Consider the following 23359-nt stretch of genomic DNA (forward strand, 5'->3'; position numbering starts at 1 on the left):
AACGTTATTTACTTTAAGTTATTTACTTTAAATAGAGGGTTTGTCAGGAAAGAAGATTTTTTTATTAGAGATATATAATTATGGTGTGAATTAATTTTAAAGATATAGTAAATATGTTTATTTATTGTTTTTAATAAACTGAATTTTTTTAGTGAATATATAGAGAATAAGATTACTAATAAAATTAAACCTTGTTTCATTAAGGTGATTATTTTTATTTCCTGATTTTTGTTTAAAATAGTAACAAAATGGGTATTGGGTTAGTATTTTCAATACCCATATTTAGAAAGCAATCTGATTAAAGTTTCCCATTATTTTGTTTTTGCAGATATTGCTGGGCAAAAAACAGGGCACTGACGTTTCTGGCTTCGTTGAAATCGGGATGCTCCAGTAGTGACATCATGTCAGAGACAGGCCAGCGTACCTGTACTAAGGGTTCTGGCTCATCCCCTTCCAAATGTTCCTGATAAAGACCGTGGGCAATCACAATATTCATCCTGCTGGAAAAATAGGACGGTGCCATCGTTAATTTCGTCAACAGTTCGAATTTTTTCGCACCGAAACCAATTTCTTCCTTTAATTCACGATTGGCCGCTTCAAAGACGTTTTCCCCTGCATCAATAGCACCTTTGGGAAAACCTAACTCGTATTGTTCAATCCCAACAGCATATTCGTGAATAAGAACCAGCTCTTCCCCGGTAACAGGAATAATTAGGACTGCTTCACGGTTTGTGGGTTTCATACGTTCGTAAACTCTTTTCACACCATTGCTGAATTCAAGATTAACTGATTGAATATTGAATAAACGTGATTGGGCAATATCATTTATATTCAGAATCTTAGGTTTTTTTAGAACAGTCATGCTTGCCCCTGATGGTTATCATATATTGGCCAATTTTAAATAATAATGTACTGAATTAGTTAATTTATCTTAGCTAATTCAAGGACTGATGATGAAATTGGATACTCATCCAAACTTTGCTTTAATATGGCTGATTATGTTAGTAAATGATAGCGATTATCGCTTGAATGTATTTTTGTTGATATCTTACTCTGGCAAAAAAATTTTATTTTCTGGAAAGATATGAGAAAATTTATATAACCTTTTGTAAATAGAATTAAAAATAGAAGGCAAGAATAGGAATAGCCTGATTCTGAGTGTTTCACGAGATTGTTATTCTGCCAGTCTCTGTACTGCTGTTATGGGCGTGGGGAAAAAATGAGTTCATTGGTCATTATATTAGCTATTTTCATCATTAGTCTGATTATAATGGCTTCCTTTCTGGCTTTCAGATGGAAGTGGCTTGATAACGCGCGTTATCTACCATCAATCACCAAGACTGGTCGCCGTAAACTGAATGCTGATGAATACCAAGCCATTGAATATTACTTAAGAAATGCCAGCTTTCTGATTAAGCCGGACGGTAGACAACAATCAGGCTACCCGGCATTACCGATCAAAAGCGACGATGTTTATACTATCAACCATCCTATCACCCGTTTTTCTGCTGCTACGGATGAATCGCACCATTGGCGTCATTATGTTGATGAAACGGAAATACATCTGCCTGTATGGCTGGAGCCGTTTATCAAGCAGCAAAATACTATTGAGATCGTCCAGACTTCATCAATGCCGGTTGTCATCGCACTCAATGGCCATTTTCTGAAAGATTATCAGAAGGATTTGTCCATTGCTCGGGTCATGGCAAAAAATGAACATGCCTCAATTCAAAAAAATGGTAATTTGAGTGCCAATTTACTGAATGTCCGCAAGGAAACACTCGAAGAGCACCGGCTCCGACATTCAACAGGTATTCAGGAAGGCATTCTTATGTGTGTGGGGATGTCACTGTGGTTTACTGCCCTTTTTTTACCTATTCCAACGTTTCCGTGGTTAATACCGGCATCGCTGACACTTATATTGGGCAGTTTCTGGCTGAGTTTCCGGTTGCCTCCTGAACGGAAACTATCAAGTATCCATTGTTTCAGCGGCATTCCGAAACGTTGGGGGATATTCAGTGAGTTTGAACTGGAGCAGAGAAAAAACATATCGCTTGGTGGGATTGATCTTATCTATCCGCCACATTGGGAACCTTATGTTTCCCATGACTTAGACCAAAATACCAATATAGATATGTATGCCAATTGCCATGTCATCCGGCAGGGGAATCACCTTTCCTTGCATGAAGAAGAAAAACACTATCCCTACCAGCGTTACAGGAAAAACCTGCTATTGGTGATTTTCTCTGTAACAGCCATGTTATTGCTTTATTTTTACCAACCTGTGAGCTTATCGATGCGCCTTAGTTTTGCCTGGCTACATGGGAGTAATACTAAGATCATCAACAGTGTCACTGAACTGCAAAATATACCGTTGCAGGAAGGGGATGTCCTGAAGGTCAAGGGAGTAGGAATGTGTTATTTTCCGCCTGAAATTGTACCGAAATATAACTATGCCACAATATTTGCGCCATTTGATTGCATGGGTATTTATTGGAATAGCGAGATGCCGTTACCTCTGATTGAGTCAGATGTTATCGATAAGGCATCGGTACTGATCACGACGGTTAATGATCAATTACATCAGGTTGAACGTAACCGGAAAATCAATCCCAGCCTGAATGAAGCGATTGCTAAGTCGGGTATGACTCTGCTCGACAACTTTTCACAGATTATCTTGAAGACGAATAATTTATGTCATAAAGATGAAGCCTGCATTCGCCTGCAAAACGCACTGGTCAATTTGGGTAATGCCAAAAGTTGGAATGATCTACTGAGTAAAGTGGAAAAAGGGACGCTGGATGGAACCAGAGTATTATTGCGGACTGCCAGTGCGGAAGCATTACAAAAATTGGTTGATGCTACTACAGCATCCTTTATTTATCGGGAAATTCAGAGGATGTCTATTTTAATGAACAGCCCATCTCCCGGAGGTGTCTTGCTGCTCAGTGATGAAAGGATGCCATTGGTTGAATATCCGCTGCGGACAGGCAATATGTTTGAAAATTCTGCCATGGACAGGTGGCAGGAATTATTGAATCTCTCAGAGATGCTGATGCGAACTCCATTTGAAACAGAAGGGATTATCACGGGTTTATCTGAGGATGCCAATGGAACTCTTAACATTGTACTGCACCGCGAGCCGAAGACCACAGATCTTATCCGCTATCTGAGTAGCTGTTTGCTGGTGGCAATATTGCTGGTGACATTCACAACCAACATTATTCTGATAATAAATAAAATATGTAAGAACCGTCGCCGTCTCAAATTCATTATTCAATATTATGATAACTGTTTCGGTTCTACTGCACGGTCAGTGGATTAGCGGTGATCCGGTGTGCTGTGTTACCCTCAGACGGCTTTTTGCCAGCGACGATTCAGACATTTGGGAGAAACAATTATGCCGAATTTAGAAGCTGATCAGGCGGTTCGCCTTGATAAATGGCTGTGGGCTGCCCGTTTTTATAAAACCCGCTCTATCGCCCGTGACATGATTGAAGGGGGAAAAGTCCATTATAATGGGCAGCGGAGTAAGCCGAGTAAATTGGTTGAGTTGAATGCAGAGATCAAACTGCGTCAGGGGAATGATGAAAAGACGGTGACTGTTTTGGCATTGAATAGCCACAGGCGTAGCGCCACTGAAGCCCAACAACTGTATCAAGAAACGGCAGAAAGTATTATCAATCGGGAAAAAATAGCATTGGCCCGTAAAATGAATGCGCTTACGATGCCACATCCCGATCGCCGCCCGGACAAAAAAGAGCGGCGTACACTAATTAAATTCAAGAACACAAAATTGGATGAGCCGGAAAATACTCAATAGATTTCAAGTTGCATTGCAGTGAACACAGGGCAATTTGAAAGAATGGAACGTACAACCGTCTCAATGAAATGAGAGAGATTTATGAACAAGCATGACCAATTACACCGCTTTTTATTTGAAAGCCACTCTGTCAGGGGAGAACTGGTTTCCGTCAGTGAGACGTACCAGCGTATGTTGGAAAATCATGACTTTCCACAACCTGTGCAGCGACTATTAGGTGAATTGTTGGTCGCAACCAGCTTGTTGACGGCCACGTTGAAATTCAACGGGGATATTACGGTACAAATTCAAGGTGATGGTCCGGTCAAACTGGCGGTGATTAATGGCAATAACCAGCAGCAGATGCGCGGAACAGCCCGCATTGATGGCAAAGTAAATGCTGCGGGCAGCTTGCATGACATGATAGGCAATGGCTACATGGTCATCACTGTCACTCCGACAGAAGGTGAACGCTATCAGGGCGTTGTAGCACTGGAAGGCGAAACGCTGGCGGAGTGTCTGGATGCCTACTTCAAACAGTCTGAGCAGATACCGACCCGCCTGTTTATCCGTACCGGAATTCAGGATGGGAAAACGGCGGCAGGCGGCATGTTATTGCAGATCCTGCCGGACGCTCAGGAAAGCAGTGAAGGTGTCCTTGAACATCTGGTGCAACTTACTGCAACCATCAAAGGAGAAGAGCTGTTCACACTGAACGCGGAAGAGATTTTGCATCGCCTTTATCATGAAGAAGATGTCACACTTTATGAGCCTCAGCAGGTCGAATTCCGTTGTTCCTGTTCCCAACAACGCTGCGCTGATACGTTGGTGACACTGCCTGATGCTGATCTTCAGGAAATTCTGCATAAAGATGGCAAAATCGATATGGAATGTGAGTTTTGTGGCACGCATTATATTTTCGATGAGAAAGATATCAGTGAAATAAAGACAGTGAAAAAAGAACAGTTGCACTGATCTTTTGGTTTCACTAATAGATGCGGTTGCACTAATCGCGTGAATAACTGTTTATTAGGGGCGTAGCATGCGCCCTTTTTACTGTTAATCCCTTTCTCATTCCGTGTTCTGTGTCTCATATAAACTCAAAAAAATTAATGCAATTTCAATTTTTTGATAGCAATCGCTGTTAATTAGTCATAATTATTTATTATCCCCCGCAGAGATAGATAAGGTATAACTGACCAGGAGCAACAAATGAGCGTTACAGGTATTACTGAGCAGGAACTTGCGGTTTATGGTATTCGTGATATTGGTGAAATTGTTTATAACCCAAGTTATGAACTGTTATTTTCTGAAGAAACCCAACCCTCACTACAAGGATATGAGCGCGGCACACTAACTAACCTTGGTGCTGTCTCAGTGGATACGGGTATTTTCACCGGACGTTCTCCTAAAGATAAATACATCGTCCGCGATGATATTACCCGTGATACCGTATGGTGGGCAGATCAGGGTAAAGGTAAGAACGATAACAAACCGCTCAGTCAGGAAACTTGGTCTCATCTTAAAGGTTTGGTTACTCAACAACTTTCAGGCAAACGTTTGTTTGTCGTGGATGCTTTCTGCGGGGCCAATGCAGATACGCGTCTGAAAGTCCGTTTTATCACAGAAGTGGCGTGGCAGGCACATTTCGTGAAAAACATGTTTATCCGTCCGTCAGACGAAGAGCTGGTTGATTTCACGCCAGATTTTATTGTGATGAATGGTGCTAAGTGTACGAACCCACAATGGAAAGAACAAGGACTGAATTCAGAAAACTTTGTTGCTTTTAACCTGACAGAACGGATGCAATTGATTGGTGGTACCTGGTACGGCGGTGAAATGAAAAAAGGGATGTTCTCAATGATGAACTACCTGCTGCCACTTAAAGGTATCGCTTCCATGCACTGCTCCGCCAATGTAGGCGGTAAAGGGGATGTCGCCATTTTCTTCGGCCTTTCCGGTACAGGTAAAACCACCCTTTCCACAGATCCTAAGCGCAAGCTTATCGGTGATGATGAACACGGTTGGGATGATGACGGTGTATTTAACTTTGAAGGTGGTTGTTACGCAAAAACCATCAACTTGTCCAAAGAAGCTGAACCGGATATCTATCACGCTATTCGCCGCGATGCTTTGCTGGAAAACGTGACTGTATTGGCTGACGGTTCGGTTGATTTCAATGACGGCTCCAAGACAGAAAACACCCGCGTTTCTTATCCTATCTACCACATTGACAATATTGTTAAACCTGTATCAAAAGCAGGACACGCTACTAAAGTCATTTTCCTGACGGCAGATGCTTTCGGTGTGCTGCCTCCGGTTTCTCGCCTGACACCAGAACAGACCCAATATCACTTCCTGTCTGGTTTTACGGCAAAACTGGCAGGAACTGAGCGCGGTGTAACAGAACCAACCCCAACCTTCTCTGCCTGCTTTGGTGCGGCATTCCTGTCGCTGCATCCGACCCAATATGCAGAGGTGCTGGTGAAACGTATGCAGGCATCAGGTGCGAAAGCTTATCTGGTCAATACTGGCTGGAACGGTACTGGAAAACGCATTTCTATCAAGGATACCCGTGCGATTATTGATGCTATCTTAAATAGTGATATTGAAGACGTGGATACTATCGAACTGCCGATTTTTGATTTGTCTGTACCGACTACATTACCGGGTGTAGATACGACTATTCTGGATCCCCGCAACACTTATGCGGATAAATCCGAATGGGATGTTAAAGCAAAAGATTTGGCACAACGTTTTGTCGATAACTTTGATAAATACACCGATACCGCTGCGGGTGCGGCATTGGTGAAATCAGGGCCTAAGCTGTAATAACGCTTTGATTAATCAAATATGAGAAAACCCTATCTGGCCAGATAGGGTTTTTTTCAAATCAAATTTGCGATTCACTGGGGTGGAAGGTCGAACAGCAATACTTCACTCTCTTGGTTTGCGCTCAATTGAAGATGGGACTCATCCCAAATGGCGATACCGTCGCTGGTGGTAGCCAGTATCCCATTAATTGTCAGTTCTCCGCTAACAACCTGAATCCAGATTTTTCTTGCTTTCTCTACTGCATATTCACTTTTTTCGCCATTTTTTAATGCCCAGCGCCACAATGTCATGTCCTGAAAAACTTTCAGGGAGCCGGCATGGGCATCGGGAGAAAGGATCAATTGGCGGCCTGCAACAGTATCAAAGCGGTGCTGTTCATAACGGGGAGCCAGATTCGTTTTTTCCGGAAGGAGCCAGATTTGGTAAAGATGCAACTGGCTATCATGATTTGGGTTATATTCAGAATGACGAATACCGGTTCCTGCACTCATAATCTGGAATTCTCCCGCAGACACTTGCCCTTTATTCCCCATACTGTCCTGATGCTCGACTGTCCCGGATAGCACATAGGTCAATATTTCCATATCCTTGTGGGGGTGCATACCGAACCCCTGACCGGCATCAATGATGTCTTCATTAATGACCCTGAGCACAGAAAAGCCCATGAAATTTTCATCATAATAGTTGGCAAAGGAAAACGTGTGCCAGCTATCCAGCCAGCCATGATTGGCATGACCCCGTTCTGAAGCTTGACGTAAGTAAATCATTTTCAAAATCCCTCAAAGTTTTTTGTAGTCTAGTTGAAGGGGTGAAATATGAAAGGCCGGAAATTTAATCTTAGAATTCAAAATATTTGAATAATAAATCAGAGAGTAAAAGGACAAAAAAAAAGCCAACATTAAGTTGGCTTATAAAGTAAACACTGGAAGCAATGTGAGCAATGTCGTACTTTCACATGAACCCTGAAGGTGGTGCACTGAAAGTGTTAGTAATGATAATCGTTCTCAATATCATTTGTAAAGTGTTTTTTTAATCAAATTTAGCTCATTTTGTTATTGGGGTGGTTAATACTCCCCCAATTCCATTTGATAGAGGTGTTGTGTACCTGTGTCGTGAAACTGGTATGGTGCCAATTGGTAGCCTCGTAACCACAGCAAAAACCACCCATTATGCTCATCGGGGCACAGCCCTGCGAACCGGAATCCGCCTTTTTTGAGTGATGGGCATAATGTCAGAGATTCTTCACAGGCAGGCAGTTTTAAGTAGATTAACTGTCCGGCTGGAAAATCAATGACTTCTGACAAAAAATCAGATGGAACATCGTACAGCGTAATTTCCAAGCGACGCCCGGATTTTTTAATGCTAAATGGCTCTGAGGTAAAAGAACGACGACATACTTGTTGTGCATAAGGTGATGATTCACCAACATATTGTCTGATTTGATCAACCCAGTTGCGCCAAGGCTGAGGCCAGTTCAGTTTAGGCAGCGGCAATGATTTCAGAGGTAAGATGCCCTGTACAATACTTTCAGGCTCTGGCAACCCAAATGGAGAATCAACATAATCCAGCATCAGTGCTGTGGAGTAAAAGCCTAAATTTCGAGCGATATACTGACTTTTCGGATGCGAACAAACCTGTTTCATCGTCAGCAACTTATAGTTTTGCTCTTTCGCATAATGGCATAAATAACTGCCGAGAGACTTGGCAATGCCATAGCCCTGAAAATCAGGATCTACGGCAATGAGTGCCAGTTCGGCATGATTCTGGTGCACAGCGTCCTTAACTAATGCAGCATGGCCAATGAGGCGTTCTTGATAGAACGCCAAGGATGAATACCACTGTCCTGTGGCTTGATAATCATCGATCAGTCTGGGCAGATAGATGTCAGGGTAGACATACGAATCGCCGTAGACTTCACGGAATAATTGGCTGATTTTTTTATCATCACCCGACTGATAGCTTCGAATCTGAATAGCGGAAGGGAAGATAGTCATCGATTTCAACCTTTAATTATAGCTACGCAGATCCACAACCCGTTGCAATTTCCCTGATCGTGGGTGCGTGTACATATCATCAATATTGGTCTGAACGATTTCCAACATATTTTGCTCTGTGCAATCCTTACCCAGACTTGGAAAGGCAGCCAGTACCCTATGGCGTATCTTGCCGATATCGACAGGTTGAAGGCTTGCCACCAATAATCTGATTTTATCTTGCCCTGCCTGTTGGGATAGCTCTAACTGCCAGGCCAGAAGCTCAGTCTGTTGTGATAATTGTGCGGCCAAATCGTCAGGGAATAATGACAGTGTCCCAAACCGAATCCGATAACCCTGATTGGCTCGCCCTTGCAGGGCAAATCTACGGTATTCCTGTTCCGGCTCACACCAGCAAGCCAAATCGCCGGTAGGATAGCGAATAACAGGCATAAGCCGACGTTGCAGATTAGTCACAACTAATAGTCCTTTGTGCCTCGGTGTTGTGATCGGCTGGCGGGTAATTTCATCCACGATTTCAACAATCGTATCTTCATCAAATACCCGGTGTTCTCCTTGCTGACACTCAGGATCAGCAAACCCGATCAAACCCGCATCAACACTGGCACAACCGATTGATCCTAAACGCGCCTGAGGAAAAACGTCTCTGATGATGGCAGTTTGCGAATCAAACAGACTTTCTCCCCCATAAAGAATGGTCTCTACCATAGGTAATGTTTGCCCTATATCTTTCAAATAATGGGCAAAGCGAATTAATTGAACCGGTACACCCGCCAGTACGTTTATATTGTGGAGCTTGATATTATTGGTCAGTAATTCATCCTCAACCTTGCAGGTGAAAGGAAATTCCACGATAGGGAGTGGCGCATTTGATAATGCACCGTGGATAAATATAAAGCTGGTATAAAGGTCGCCGGCAAAAAATAGGTTGGCTACCCGATCTCCTGGCCTTAATTGATGTGCAATACCCTGACCAAAGACGTGAGTAAATGCTTTCCACTCTTGTTGGCTAAAAACTGACAATCGTCCATCGCTGGTAGAGCCGCCTGTTTTATATACATGACCGCCTTCCAATGGTGCGGTCAGAACCGGCCATGCTTGTAAATCGTTTGATTGTGCCCAGTAATTACCGGGTTCCACGAGAGGCAAATCTTCCAGAGTCCAGTTTTCCGGAACGGACTTGTAGAGATCTTTATAATAGGCAGAATGCTCGCGCGCATGATGGAACAAATCAATCAATGTCGTTCTGGTCATCATCTTAATGTCACTCAATTAATATTTACGCAAATTAATATCTACGCAAGTCAATGAACAATGGTGTTTTTCCGCTGTGTGCATTTCGCTGGAACTCAGTGGCTGAGGTAGAAATCACATCTAAACTCAGTAATTCTCCTTCAAGGACTTCGGCGAGTTTTTCATCCTGCAACAAACGCTGACGTACAGCGGCCGGATCAGAATGGTCAGCCAACAGCCGAACGCTATCGACGCCGTTACTGTTATGATCAATTATCCATTGAACCGGTAATCCCAATTGTTCAGAGAAGTCAGCCAGATTGACGAAAATACTGCCTATGCGTAATAAAGAGCCGTGGCGCCCCATAAGCCGGAAGCGTGGTGAGGACAGGCCACAGGAACAAGGTTGGTTTACCCAGTAGCCGAGATCGCCTAAATCATAACGCTGGACAGGTTGTGCCTCACGATGCAGCGAAGTAAAGATCAGACGACCCGTCTCGCCATCGGCCACAGGTTGATCATTTTCTTCATTGAGGATTTCCAGCCATTGGGTATCAGCCATTAAATGGAAAACCCCCTCTTCGCTGGCAGCACATGCATGGCCTACCGGACCAGCATCCACTGAACCGTAGATCGTTGAGCGGATCAGAGTAATGCCAAAACTGGTCAGGAAAGTCCGCTGATTTATATTCAAGTGTTCACCACCCGAAAACAGCTTACGAACGCCGCCGTATTCACGTAGCTTGGCTTCTTCGTTCAGAAATAACCGATGCAACGTACTTGGCATTCCCACCAGCGTATTAATGCGTTGGTTTACGATCAAATCGGCAATTTCGCTGAAATCATTGTCGGCAGGGCCGCCCATCGGATATTGAGCTACGCCCAATTTATCCAGAATGGTAAAAAAGCTCATCATCCCGCCATACAATTTCCCGCCATATAACAGGTTCATAACCCGGTCGGTTGTTGGCTCAAGACCTGATGAAAATACGCCATCGGCAGCCGCCTGCATTTGGCGGTGATAATCCTGATAGCTGTAAGCGGCCAGTTTAGGCTCGCCACTACTTCCACCACTGCGGAAAAATAGGCGGGATTTATCATTCGGCACCAGAGAGTGGAAATCCGCCTTATTCAGTACCGGCAAATTTTCCAACCCATGTGGACGGGCTGGTGGAATATCAAGGTGAGCACAGCCAGCCATCAAGTTGGGAGAAAGGCTTACAGAGACGCGCTTGGTCAGGCGTGACAGCGCGTAAACACCGTCGTGCGGCTCTCCACTATAGCCGCCATGCATTTGTCCTGGAGGCGTGATGCGGTTGACGCCGGCTGCAAACAGGGCGTGGCTCATTTCAGTGATATATTCCTGATGAGTAATCAAAGCACAACTTTGCAGATGGTTACGCCAAGGCAGCAAAATAGAACACAAGCGTTGGCGGGGTGCCGGACGTATCTGTAATGTGCGGAACAAAGGGGAAGCCGCCAGTTCCTCTTCATGTCGCCATATTACCCGCCATCCGTCGGCCTGCCAGATTTCGCCGCGTACCTGCGTAAAGGCAAGATCGAGTTTTTGGAATGCTGTTTGGGTCGTAATTTCAGCCGCTTCCTGAATATCTGGTTTCAAAGCCGGATGCAATTCAGAGCGACGTTGCAGCGCAGCAGCCATACGCTGTCCGATGTTTCGCAAAACTTCGGGTTCGTTACTATCGACCAGTAAACATTGTGGACTGGAACAGGCTTGTTGGTCATAACAACAAACATCATCGGCCAGCGCATCCAATAGGGCATCATCGGCGGCTTCAGGATTTAACCAGGCAAAACTGATGCGATGTCCCCAATCTATCCAGCGACAACCGGTTGGCAGTTGAGCGCGTATGGACTCCAGAGCAGAATCGCTGCCCCAGGCAGAAACCGCGTCCGCCTGAACAAGTAATCCGGCTAATTGCGTTACAGGTAACGGCAGTACAACTATCCGATCAGTTAAAGCCCCTGAAATATCGTGAGCCAAAAACTCAGCCAAGAGTTGTGCACTGAATCCTTTATCGCTGCTGCTGGGACGTAACCAGTTAATATTGCCGACCAGCAAACTTTCTATCACTGCCATAAAGGGCAGGAGTTCAGCATTGGATGGGGTGATATGGACAACCAGTCCCAGAGGTTTCCAGGCTTCATAGCGATTCTCATCATAATCGAATCGACGCAGCGAAAAGGCATTCTGCCCGAGTTCCCGCTCCAGTTTTGTTTGCAGGACTTCGCGCTGGCAGAAGGCGATCAGCGCTTCACGGGCTTTGGCATTGAACAGAGGATGATCGTCAAGACCTGACAGATAATCAGCAAAGCGTTGCGCGCAATCCAGTACCTGCACGGAAGTATGCGGGTGTGCCAGCAGCTCAGGTAGCCGTTCACGCAAATCTGCGATTTTGTGTTCTGCCGAAATTAGGGTATTAATTTTATTCACGGAAGACATATCAAGATCTCTTAATCAATTCAGAAGCGGCAATCGCACAACTACGCGTTTTACTGGTGCCAGCACGACCAAGCAGTTCAAACCAGTCAGTATTCAGTTCACAACCACAGCTTTCACCGGAATGCAGCACAGCGAGGTCGCTGGTGACGATGCTGTGGGCAGGGCATGAAGTGATAAAAGGAGATGTAAAATGCAGGAAACCCGGTTCGCCATAAGGCTGACGGGATAAATCAGTGGTGTGGCGAGTGTAAGCACGGGCATAAACTGGCACATGAAAATTATGGTGTGAACATTCAACATAAGGCACCGGATGCTCAACTGAACCATAACCATCACGGCAGCGAATATCGGGGATACCGAGTTGCTCAGCCAGGCGCTGATACAGTTCTTTTTTCGGAATGGATTTATCGGCATGAGTCTTCCAGCCACCGCCGAGGAAAACCAAAGATTCAGGATGTAATTTGAGTGATGGCAGCCCCATTTGCTCCATTCTTTGCAGGGTAAACCACAGAAAGGCAGGGAAACCGAAAATACGCACAGGTAACCCTTCCTCAGCAAATTGCTGAAGCGCCGCAATGGTGCCGAAAGGGTCGAATTCATTACCTTGCCCATTATGGCGCAAAGCGTAATAAGCTCGATTCACTGGGGCATATTTACATAAAAATTGATCGGTATAGGCCGTACCTAAAGTAACGGCACCTGCGGGTTCGTAACTCAGCAGCAAATAGTTACAAGGTTGGTCTGGGGTATTCCAGCCATAATAATCGAAAATACAATCCACCATATGTTGGGCAGCCGTAATACTGTCGGTGTCATAGCGCATGCGGCTTTTCTGCCCGGTCGTTCCGGAGGATGTCAGTTCCAGCGCATCTTTCGCGCTGTCGCTGAGTATCAGATTACGTTTGAAATAATTGGCAAATAGCAAAGGCAGGTTTGACCAATCTTCCTGCGCCATTATTGCTTGTTCATCCAGCCCATGCTCGGTCAGCCACTGTTTATAACCAGAGGTATGTTCACAGTGATAGAGCGTTAATTCCCGCATGGCGGCATCAAATAATGCATCATATTCGTCACAGGCACGATAAGGGTGTGTGACAGCACACAGCGCTTTGACGTGAGGTAGATTTTGCATATTTATACTCATTCTCAGTAACAATGACAGAGGGACGGTAATCGGGCGATCAGCAAAACAATACCGCTGATAAATAGTTCAGGTTGCCCACTGCATTTGTTTTCTATTTTCAGATTTAAGTAAAAAAATTAATAAATTTTCTAATTCGTATGCTGAGCGTAATGATTTCCAATAGGTTTTATTTGTTAGTTAATGTGATAAATAAAGATGCCTGACTTAGTTAGTTTTCGAGGCATTATTGGGGAATGATGTTGTAGATAACTGACATAAATGAAGACTATTATTTAGTTTTTCTTCAATAGATCGCCATTAGATAGCGTGTTTTTCTGTTTTTTGTAGTTAAAATCGGACTTGTGTTTGCGGGGCGAATTATTCCAAAGCCTAACGTAACAATCAAACTATTTTTCTAATGTTTTTTGCTGATTCAGATGTTTTAGGTAGTTATTATTCAATAGGTTCATTTCAATATTTATTATAGTATTATTTATGATTTTAGTTAAGAGGAGACAGAGGATTTCAGTGGTCTGAGGAGTGATTTGAGGAATAGTAATACGTCACTTATTTATATAAATGAATACTCAATTTGGTTGGCGCATTTGGTTCAGGAAAAAGCAGAGTCAATATTTTGTATATAATAATTAACGGTTATCTATGGAATTCGTAGCTACTGTTCAATGCTGATTGCAATGGCGGACAGGATTTTTAATTTAACTATGAACGCATAAATGGAGAATCTTCATGCATTTCTCATTAAATAAACATTTCAACGCAGTCATATTTATTGTTTTCTCTTCTGTTATCCCGCTGTTTGTTCCTGCTTCTATGGCTTCAGAAGAAGTCATGCATATACATTTTCAATTGGATAAATACACTCAACCCATAGCAAATCTTAAAATTGATGGTAAAGATGAAAAGTTTCTGATCGATATCGGGTCACCTGATGCTCTCCATTTATCGGAAAAAATGATGTCGGAAATTCCCGGCTTAGTTATAGCGCCTGAGAAAGCACGCTCCACTAACATCATAGGCCAAGTTTTTTTGAAGAATAAATTTAATATTCCACAGCTTTCGATAAATGGCATGATATTTAAGGATATTAGCGGAGTTTCCTTTACGCCATGGGCAGTAAATTTGAGTCAGGATGGTCATCATCAAACAGATAACAGCTCTCTTGCGTCGATGGTAATTGGTCTGGATTTATTTAAGGGAAAGGCGGTTCTTATTGATTATAAAGGCCAGCGATTATCAGTTTCTGACCATTTGCAAGGGTTGGGAGTCAATGTTTCTGATGGTTGGATTAAATTACCACTGAGAGATACTCAAGAAGGTCTTGCTGTCAAAGTTTCACACAATGCTAATAGCTACAACATGATCTTGGATACGGGGGCATCAAGTTCGTTTTTCTGGAAAGAAAGGTTGAAGTCTTCTCCCGTTAATCTTTCTTGTAAGGTTATGTTTAAACACGCGGATAATGATGAATGCGAAGTATCGGCATTTCAATTTGATGAAGAGGGCGCGAGAGGAGTAAAATTGAATGCGGTCTTGTTTGATGGGAAGTCTGTTCAGTTAAATGCTGATGGACTTATCGGGAATAACTTCTTCAGTGAATACGCAGTATTAATCGACTTTTCTGGTAAGAAATTATTCATTAAACATAACTCGCAGGGATGAGTAAAAGGGGAATATTTTGTTTTGTAAATTGAACAGTACAAATTTCCACTAAGGCATAATTATCCCGCTGCAACTCGAAATCCATTGGATATAAGATCGTTATCTGAGTCTCCATTATCGGGTATAGATAGGGTGATATTTACCCGCCATTAATGAAGACTCAACAGCACTAACCGTTCTCAGCTTGCCTTACGAGAAAATAGTACGATTTGTTCACAGGCAGCCAACGCCTGCGCACAAGCCCAGGCTGAACTCCATGCCCACTGGAAGTTATACCCGCCAAGCCAGCCGGTCACATCGACTACTTCACCGATAAAATAGAGTCCTTTCACTTTATGAGTTTCCATTGTTTTTGAGGACAACTCATTCGTATCCACACCGCCGAGAGTCACCTCTGCCGTGCGATAGCCTTCTGTTCCATTCGGCAGCACGTGCCAGCATTGCAGGGTTATGATCAGAGCTTTTTTCTGGGCAGGGTTAAGTTGCTTCAGGGAAAGCTCCGGCAATTGACCAAGCGACTGCAAACATTCAACCAAACGTTTAGGCAGTAGCTTAGCCAGCGTATTTTTCAAACCCTGATTCGGATGTGATTCCCGTTCTCGATCCAAAAAACCCTCTAAATCTGTATCAGGAAGTAAGTTAATACTCACATACTCACCGGGTTGCCAGTAACTGGAGATCTGCAAGATAGCAGGGCCGGAAAGACCGCGGTGGGTGAAGAGGATATTCTCCCTGAATACTGTGCCATCTTTTGCGGTTACCACAGAAGGAACAGCCACGCCTGAGAGTGTTTGCAGTTGTTCCAATAGCGGTTTATGCAGAGTAAAGGGAACCAATGCCGCTCGTGTGGGCAGGATATTGAGGTCAAATTGCTCTGCGATGCGATAACCTAAAGGTGATGCGCCTAAGCCGGGCATTGACAAACCACCGGATGCCACAACAAGTGAGTGTGTGCTTACTTTTCTTCCTGCTGCGGTAACGACAAAGCCCTGTTCTTTCTTCTCTATATGTGTGACTTCACTGCGCAACTGAATGGTGACTTTCCCTATTTCGCACTCTTTCAATAGTAAGTCTATAATTTGTTGAGCTGAGTCATTGCAGAAAAGTTGTCCCAAGATTTTTTCGTGATAAGGGATGCCATAGCGTTGCACGAGATCAATAAAATCCCATTGAGTATAGCGAGCAAGTGCTGACTTACAAAAATGGTGATTGGCAGAAAGGTAGGCCGCCGGTTCGGTATACATATTGGTAAAATTACAGCGCCCGCCTCCGGACATCAAAATTTTACGGCCTGCTTTTTTACCATTATCCAGAACCAGAACATTGAGTCCGGCTTGCCCTGCCTGAGCAGCACAAAACAAGCCGGCAGCGCCAGCACCAATAATAATTACATCAAATTTTTCCATTAGTCTGTCTCTTTTGACCGGGTTATTTTGTAGGAAATTACTGTATTGTGGGGGCAGCGCTCACGAACTACAGAGAAAAATACATATTTGGTTTAATTTTTTGCTAAAAAAGTTATTTTTCTTCAAAAAAATATCAGAATATTAAAATTAAATAACTATTTGATATTATTGATAAATATAAGATTTTTGTGTTGCTTTATTGCCATTAAATCAAAAAAAGGTCATATTTTTCTTTTCCCGCTCACGATTGTCACTGATAATGCGCGCGTTCATGTCCTACTAACTGGCTTAACGTTTATGCTACATCTGTTTACTGGCCTGGAATTTTATACCGGCCTTATGTTAGTGCTTGCTCTGTTGTTTGTGCTTTTCTATGAAGCCATCAATGGGTTTCATGATACCGCAAACGCAGTAGCAACTGTTATTTATACCCGGGCGATGCGTTCGCAGTTTGCCGTTGTCATGGCAGGGGTTTTTAACTTTTTTGGTGTTCTCCTTGGTGGATTAAGTGTCGCATACGCGATTGTGCATCTGCTGCCTACGGATCTTCTGCTAAATGTCAGTTCAGCTCACGGTTTGGCTATGGTTTTTTCCATGCTGCTGGCGGCGATTATCTGGAATTTAGGTACGTGGTATTTCGGTATTCCAGCATCTAGTTCTCACACGTTGATCGGTTCTATTATCGGCATCGGCTTGACCAATGCGATAGTGACCAGTTCTTCGGTGGTTGATGCGTTAAATATTCCGAAGATGATACAGATTTTCATGTCCTTGATCCTGTCTCCTCTTATTGGCCTGATCATTGCCGGAGCGATGGTGTTTTTGCTGCGCCGTTATTGGAGTGGAACCAAAAAACGTCGCCGTATCCACATGACGCCTGCTGAACGTGAAAAACAGGATGGTAAACGTAAACCGCCATTCTGGACACGTACTGCCCTGATTATCTCCGCTGTTGGTGTGAGTTTCTCCCACGGCGCGAATGATGGCCAGAAAGGTATCGGTTTGATCATGCTGGTGCTGATTGGTGTTGCGCCTGCGGGTTTTGTCGTCAATATGAACTCAACCAGCTATGACATTGCCCGTACTCACGATGCTGTTGTCCATTTGAAGCAGTATTATGAGCAGCACGGCCCGGCACTGGCTCATGCTATTGAGCTGGCTCCAGCCACTCCTAATGCAGAAGATCAATTGGATATGCAGTTCCGCTGTGACAGCTCACGCGCATTAGTGGTTCTGAATAAAGCTGAAAACATGCTGGTGAGTATCCAGAATTACAGCGAGTTGAATCCGGATCAGCGCAACAATATGCGTCGTATGCTGATGTGCGTCGCAGATACGGCTAGTGCTGTGGCTAAACTGCCAGAAACAAGTCATGAAGATGCCCGTTTCCTCAATAAGCTGCGTAAAGATCTGCTGAATACGGTGGAATATGCGCCGTTGTGGATCATCGTTGCTGTGGCACTTGCTCTGTCTTTAGGCACTATGGTGGGTTGGAAGCGCGTAGCTGTCACCATCGGTGAGAAGATTGGCAAAAAAGGCATGACTTATGCCCAGGGTGTTTCTGCACAGGTTACGGCAGCGGTTTCTATTGGAGTTGCCAGTTATACAGGTATGCCGGTGTCAACAACACAGGTACTCTCTTCTGCGGTAGCGGGTACGATGTTGGTTGATGGTGGTGGTGTGCAGAGCAAGACCATCAAAAATATCATGTTGGCATGGATTCTGACTCTGCCAATTTCAATTGTATTGTCAGGCATGCTGTACTGGATTGCCCTGAAACTGATCTAACGACCTCTTAGAAAAAAGGGTTGGCTCTGCGTCTTTGCAAGCCAACCCTTTTTTATTTTCACCTGTTTTTTTGTTCACGTTAATTCTCAAACTCTCACTACATTCTAAGACCATTTAAAAGACGCTTGCTATCAGACACAGCACAACGATGCCACAAAGAATTTCCGTCAATATAAATTGTTTCCTCAACCTTTCGCACAACAAAATGACATCGGGATTGTGGTGGTTGATATAACTTTGTGAATTGATGTAGCGCACTAGCCGGATTTGTTTGTTGAACTGACTGTTAGTGGTAAAAAAGCCATTGCCATCAACAGATTGATACAGCATGGGGTCAGACTCACGCAGGATTGACAGGAGTACACGGAGCGAAGAAAAGTAACGTAGCATGTTAACAATGCAGATGAGGAAAACAGCCCAAAAGAGAACCACAGTATTGAACATACTTCCTCCTAATTATTGTGGTTGCAAACGCGGCCAGTAAAGAAGAAACCAATAGAAAAGATTCCAACTTGAATAGTAACTATATTAAATTTTAGACAGAAATACAGTGCATTGTGTATTCATGGTCGCGTGAAAATGGGAGACTTATTTTAGCTAAAGTTTAGGTAAATCATGGTGAGATATTTCTGAGGGATATATTTTTTGGCTTTCTTCAGTTAGTTAAGAGAGTAAAACAGTAAGTTGTGATCAAAACAACACTCATAACGCATCTTGAGCGGTTATAGTATAAACATCGAATCATGGCGTTTAATGCTGCCAATATATTTAATCGACGTTATGGAAGGAGTTCTTATGGCCTATAAACATATTCTTGTTGCGGTTGATTTATCTCCAGAAAGTCAGGTTTTGGTGGAGAAAGCTGTGTCAATGGCGAAACCGTACAATGCCAAAGTTTCCCTGATCCATGTTGATGTTAACTACTCTGATCTTTATACCGGTCTGATTGACGTTAATCTTGGTGATATGCAGGAGCGTATTGCGGATGAAACCCGTAATTCCCTGAAAGAGCTATCTACCCGCGCAGGTTATCCTGTTCAGGAAACGTTGAGCGGTAGCGGTGATTTAGCACAAGTCCTAGTTGATGCTATTAAACAATATGACATGGATTTGGTTGTGTGTGGTCACCATCAGGATTTTTGGAGCAAGTTAATGTCTTCAGCTCGCCAGCTTATTAACACCGTTCATGTTGATATGTTGATCGTACCTTTGCGTGATGAAGAATAATCTTCGGCTGAAAATTTATTCTATAAAATCGCCTGCTTATGCAGGCGATTTTTTTGCCCATGAAAAGATGATGAAACTGGTTTAGAAATTGTCAAAGATATTTTTATGGAAACCAATAAAAAATAGTTGTTGAAATTTAAGCATAAGATAGTGCTATATTCAGAAAGCAAACCGTAGTTACCTCACATTTTCGACAAAAAAATAATATGGAAAATGGCTAGGGGTCATCACTTCTGAATGACAAAAAGGAAGCTCTAAATGAATGTTGCATCATCTTTAATCTCATTTCTCGATTCGATTCAGTACCAAAACCCGCATCAACCGGAATACCTACAGGCAGTACGAGAAGTGTTGACCTCTCTCTGGCCTTTTCTTGAACAAAACCCGCAATACTGTGAGCAAGGATTATTAGAGCGCTTGGTCGAACCGGAAAGAGTAATTCAATTCCGCGTTTGTTGGGTTGATGATCAAGGCAAAGTACAGGTTAACCGAGCGTGGAGAGTTCAGTTCAGTTCCGCCATCGGGCCATTCAAGGGAGGGATGCGTTTTCATCCTTCTGTTAACCTTTCCATCCTGAAGTTTCTGGGTTTTGAACAGACGCTGAAAAATGCGCTGACAACGTTGCCGATGGGAGGCGGAAAAGGTGGTTCGGATTTTGATCCCAAAGGAAAAAGTCACGGTGAAATCATGCGTTTCTGTCAGGCATTGATGACAGAGCTTTTCCGTCATTTAGGGCCTGATACTGATGTACCTGCGGGAGACATTGGTGTAGGAAGCCGTGAAGTGGGCTTTATGGCAGGCATGATGAAAAAATTGTCCAACAATACAGCATGTGTTTTCACGGGGAAGGGGCTTTCTTTCGGGGGCAGTTTGATCCGCCCTGAAGCCACCGGATATGGGCTGGTTTATTTTACCCATGAGATGCTAAAACGGCATGGAATGGGGCTTGAAAGGATGCGGGTTTCTGTATCTGGTGCAGGAAATGTCGCCCAATATACCATCGAAAAATGTATGGAACTGGGTGCAAAAGTCATTACAGCCTCGGATTCGGGGGGAACCGTATTGGATGAGGAAGGTTTTACGCCGGAAAAACTGGCTCATCTTGAAGAGATCAAAAACCAGCGTTATGGTCGCGTAGAAGAATATGCCAAAGAGCGTGGATTGATATTTCTTGAGAGTCAGGATCCGTGGTCAATCCCTGTGGATATTGCCCTGCCTTGTGCGACTCAGAATGAATTGGATCTGGAAGCAGCAAAGACACTGATTAAAAATGGCGTGAAAGCGGTCGCGGAAGGCGCCAATATGCCTGCGACAATTGCGGCGACTGATGCTTTCTTTGAAGCCGGTGTTTTGTTTGCACCGGGTAAGGCTGCCAATGCCGGTGGTGTGGCAACGTCTGGACTGGAGATGGCGCAAAACGCAGCCCGCCTGAGTTGGAAAGCGGAGAAAGTGGATATTCGCTTGCATCACATCATGCTCGATATCCATCAAGCTTGTGTAGAATATGGCGGAGAAGATAAACAGACCAACTATGTACAAGGTGCAAACATTGCTGGTTTTGTCAAAGTCGCGGATGCAATGTTATCGCAGGGGATTGTGTAATTTAGTAATTGCGTAACTCGGTTTTTTTAGGTTGGAATGTATACTCAGCTAATTCTGTTATAACTTCCGACCCAAAGCCGGGTTGGTTACAGTCTTTGAATGTTTATCTGGAGATATTTTCATTGCTCAACATTGAGAAATATAGATATGCCATGTGGTTATACCATCCGAAGAAAGTCTGCCCATAAACTTATGTAGTGATCAATGAATACCGGATAGCTTTTTAGCCTCTTCCCACCCTTTTTCATATGATACTGGACAAATTATGGCGATCACAGGAGTACGAAAAATATAGTAACAGATTGATTAATAGTCATTTTTAATTTATAAAATCAACAAAATACCCCCAGAAAATTTTATCTGAATTTGTATACCCTAGTAGTTGTATATTCATAATAGTGATTAATTAGCTATACCTACATGAGAAATAATGATATCGAATGTTGCTGTATCTCACGGCTGGGGAATGAAACTATCTGGCAGTGTTATCGCGAACCTTGCGTTCAACAAAATTACCGTTCATATCAAAATAACGGCTAGGCCAGATTTCTGACGGGTGAATATTGAGATAATTAGCAATAATCCACTCATCTTTCGGCCACGGTCTGCTGAGTGTATTGGCTAATGTCGATGAACTAAGTCCCGCTTCACGAGAAACAGCCGCTAAGGTTGTTCCACGTTTACGTAATGCTGCAATAATGTCGGCCTGATGCCAGTCATTTCGAACATTATTCATTCCTGCTACCCCTTTCCATTAATTAATATTGATGGTGGCGATTCAAGCAAGGTTCGCATTACCGGAGTATCCACCGGCGAGGCCAAAGCCTCCCCTACCTGAACCGCCATTGAAAGGGCGATAGCAGACGCACTGGCAGAAACATCCTACCAGTGTTTGGATACTCAGGGATGCGAAACCCTGACCATTGGATTTTGCCAATGGCGGTGTTACTTTAACTGATTGTTTTATCTAACTAAATAACTGAATTGTTAAGCTGAACGACTATAAACTCGCTTAGCATAGTGCCTGTGTACTTCAAGCTCAGTTGACCCCCGAGCGACCAAACTGGGAGTTAAGCATTTGGCTGGTCAAGGCACAGTGGATCCTGTCCTCAATCATAGGACAAAAATCATAGGTCAAACTCAGAGGAGAATACGGACTATCAAATCAATCTTTGTTGTTTGTTCTCGTTCGTGATCGCTTCGCTATCCGTATTTCCCCGGTGATTTTCAGGCTCACTTTATTCATTTCGAAGCATTCTCTGCGTGTCGGTTAGGTTCACCGTTCCATGGTGCGTCAGATAATGTGTAGCAGGGCGAGGGTTATGTTTAGTTTTTGCAGGAGTTTGTTACGTGCTTCAGCACGGCGATGAAATGCTCCCCGTTCAGTGCCTGATTCAGTCAGGATGAACGCCTCATTATCGTGACGTGGTGTGATTTCTCCTTTTTACTGCATTGGCCTGTTGTAAGGCAGTGGGTGAAAAATAAACGGGGGTATGTGAATTAAGGCAGAAAAATGCCTTTGAAGGTGTCTGTCACTCGGTAATACAAGGTTCAAATAGTGCGTAAAGCCAGTCTGGTTGTGCTCTGGACGTTTGCTGCACGGCGGCGTCACTTGGTAATCGCTACGCTGTTACGCAAGTGACACCGCGCAGCTTCCGGGATGTTTGTTATTCGTGGATAAGCATGTCGGTAACATTGTACCGGTTAAAACGGTATCGGTCAGAACGTGGCAGATACCATTCTGCGGGTAGTGCGTGATAAGCTAGTGCATAAACCGGTAAACTTTCATCGCCGGACGGTGGGTTATGGTACCCGGCAATATTTGCTTCCCAAAGTGCGCAGATGTACCGCAATTTTGCTCTCCCTTTCAGGCTACGGGAGTTTTATTTCGCCACCTGATGGGTGATCCTTGCAGGCGATAGGATCGTTAGTGATTACAGTTAAACACTGTATCTATTGAGTGAGTCAGGGTCAAATTTTTATAATGGGACTCGGTGAGCAATCATAACTTATGTGTGGGTGTGGATAAAATCCTGCAAAAATTAGATTTGACGCAAGAAACTGGTCTCCTGCGTTTTACCACACTCACTGCGATAAAGGTTTTAAAGAACAGAACATGTATTCAGAGTGAAAAATCTGAATACATATAAAAGCAAGGCACGCTAGTTTTTATAAAACCCGTGCCATTATTGAAAAAATACGCAT

The 23359-nt window shown here is 43.7% G+C and carries 18 protein-coding genes; 8 read left to right on the forward strand and 10 right to left on the reverse strand.

What is annotated here, in order from left to right; genetic code table 11:
* Positions 1-298: 298 nt before the first annotated feature.
* Positions 299-862: an ADP compounds hydrolase NudE gene (gene nudE / locus AC5JQI_RS00365; protein ID WP_493913330.1), complete on the reverse strand. Its 564-nt coding sequence runs from the start codon at positions 860-862 to the stop codon at positions 299-301.
* A gap of 357 nt (positions 863-1219) precedes the next feature.
* On the opposite strand from nudE, the gene AC5JQI_RS00370 reads away from it, so the two are divergent.
* The 4 genes from AC5JQI_RS00370 (at position 1220) to pckA (ending at position 6634) form a co-directional block, all read left to right on the forward strand.
* Positions 1220-3325, forward strand: a complete 2106-nt coding sequence (locus tag AC5JQI_RS00370) for an IgaA/UmoB family intracellular growth attenuator (RefSeq protein ID WP_493913331.1) — start codon at positions 1220-1222, stop codon at positions 3323-3325.
* A gap of 75 nt (positions 3326-3400) precedes the next feature.
* On the forward strand, positions 3401-3823 hold the full coding sequence (hslR, locus tag AC5JQI_RS00375) for a ribosome-associated heat shock protein Hsp15 (RefSeq protein ID WP_237387511.1): 423 nt from the start codon (positions 3401-3403) through the stop codon (positions 3821-3823).
* An 81-nt stretch (positions 3824-3904) separates the two neighbouring features.
* A complete protein-coding gene (hslO, locus tag AC5JQI_RS00380) occupies positions 3905-4777 on the forward strand; it encodes an Hsp33 family molecular chaperone HslO (protein WP_493913332.1) in 873 nt (290 codons plus the stop codon).
* 237 nt (positions 4778-5014) lie between these two features.
* A complete protein-coding gene (gene pckA / locus AC5JQI_RS00385) occupies positions 5015-6634 on the forward strand; it encodes a phosphoenolpyruvate carboxykinase (ATP) (protein ID WP_493913333.1) in 1620 nt (539 codons plus the stop codon).
* Between the two features lie 74 nt (positions 6635-6708).
* Here the strand turns inward: pckA and AC5JQI_RS00390 are convergent, their stop codons facing one another.
* From AC5JQI_RS00390 to AC5JQI_RS00410, 5 genes are all read right to left on the reverse strand, one after another.
* Entirely contained in the window at positions 6709-7404 is a 696-nt protein-coding gene (locus tag AC5JQI_RS00390) for a pirin family protein (RefSeq protein ID WP_493913334.1), read from the reverse strand.
* Between the two features lie 297 nt (positions 7405-7701).
* Positions 7702-8631, reverse strand: a complete 930-nt coding sequence (locus tag AC5JQI_RS00395; RefSeq protein WP_493913335.1) for a GNAT family N-acetyltransferase — start codon at positions 8629-8631, stop codon at positions 7702-7704.
* Between the two features lie 12 nt (positions 8632-8643).
* Complete coding sequence (locus AC5JQI_RS00400; RefSeq protein ID WP_493913336.1) at positions 8644-9888, reverse strand: phenylacetate--CoA ligase family protein; 1245 nt, start codon at positions 9886-9888, stop codon at positions 8644-8646.
* Positions 9889-9919: 31 nt separating this feature from the next.
* The gene (locus tag AC5JQI_RS00405) at positions 9920-12328 is read right to left on the reverse strand and encodes an acyl-CoA reductase (RefSeq protein WP_493913337.1); all 2409 of its coding nucleotides are present in this window, start codon (positions 12326-12328) and stop codon (positions 9920-9922) included.
* Position 12329: 1 nt separating this feature from the next.
* The gene (locus AC5JQI_RS00410) at positions 12330-13460 is read right to left on the reverse strand and encodes a LuxE/PaaK family acyltransferase (RefSeq protein ID WP_493913338.1); all 1131 of its coding nucleotides are present in this window, start codon (positions 13458-13460) and stop codon (positions 12330-12332) included.
* A 738-nt stretch (positions 13461-14198) separates the two neighbouring features.
* Between AC5JQI_RS00410 and AC5JQI_RS00415 the strand changes: the two genes are divergently transcribed.
* Positions 14199-15131, forward strand: a complete 933-nt coding sequence (locus AC5JQI_RS00415; protein WP_493913339.1) for a pepsin/retropepsin-like aspartic protease family protein — start codon at positions 14199-14201, stop codon at positions 15129-15131.
* A gap of 179 nt (positions 15132-15310) precedes the next feature.
* On the opposite strand, the gene AC5JQI_RS00420 is transcribed toward AC5JQI_RS00415, so the two are convergent.
* Entirely contained in the window at positions 15311-16537 is a 1227-nt protein-coding gene (locus tag AC5JQI_RS00420; protein ID WP_493913340.1) for a BaiN/RdsA family NAD(P)/FAD-dependent oxidoreductase, read from the reverse strand.
* 297 nt (positions 16538-16834) lie between these two features.
* Here AC5JQI_RS00420 and pitA point away from each other — a divergent pair, with 297 nt between their 5' ends.
* Positions 16835-18325: an inorganic phosphate transporter PitA gene (gene pitA / locus AC5JQI_RS00425; RefSeq protein WP_323856090.1), complete on the forward strand. Its 1491-nt coding sequence runs from the start codon at positions 16835-16837 to the stop codon at positions 18323-18325.
* A 114-nt stretch (positions 18326-18439) separates the two neighbouring features.
* On the opposite strand, the gene uspB is transcribed toward pitA, so the two are convergent.
* Positions 18440-18769: a universal stress protein UspB gene (gene uspB / locus AC5JQI_RS00430; RefSeq protein WP_237387827.1), complete on the reverse strand. Its 330-nt coding sequence runs from the start codon at positions 18767-18769 to the stop codon at positions 18440-18442.
* A gap of 351 nt (positions 18770-19120) precedes the next feature.
* Between uspB and uspA the strand changes: the two genes are divergently transcribed.
* Together uspA and gdhA are read left to right on the forward strand one after the other, a co-directional pair.
* Positions 19121-19552: a universal stress protein UspA gene (gene uspA, locus AC5JQI_RS00435; protein WP_092553860.1), complete on the forward strand. Its 432-nt coding sequence runs from the start codon at positions 19121-19123 to the stop codon at positions 19550-19552.
* A 258-nt stretch (positions 19553-19810) separates the two neighbouring features.
* Positions 19811-21154, forward strand: coding sequence for an NADP-specific glutamate dehydrogenase (gene gdhA / locus AC5JQI_RS00440; protein WP_493913341.1), 1344 nt, complete (start codon positions 19811-19813; stop codon positions 21152-21154).
* Between the two features lie 472 nt (positions 21155-21626).
* Here gdhA and AC5JQI_RS00445 read toward each other — a convergent pair whose 3' ends face one another.
* Entirely contained in the window at positions 21627-21890 is a 264-nt protein-coding gene (locus AC5JQI_RS00445; RefSeq protein ID WP_493913342.1) for a helix-turn-helix domain-containing protein, read from the reverse strand.
* A gap of 931 nt (positions 21891-22821) precedes the next feature.
* Positions 22822-23007 carry a hypothetical protein gene (locus AC5JQI_RS00450; protein WP_493913343.1) on the reverse strand — a complete coding sequence of 62 codons (186 nt, stop codon included), beginning with the start codon at positions 23005-23007 and terminating at the stop codon, positions 22822-22824.
* Between the last annotated feature and the right edge of the window lie 352 nt (positions 23008-23359).

The organism is Xenorhabdus sp. XBWT (assembly GCF_059072735.1).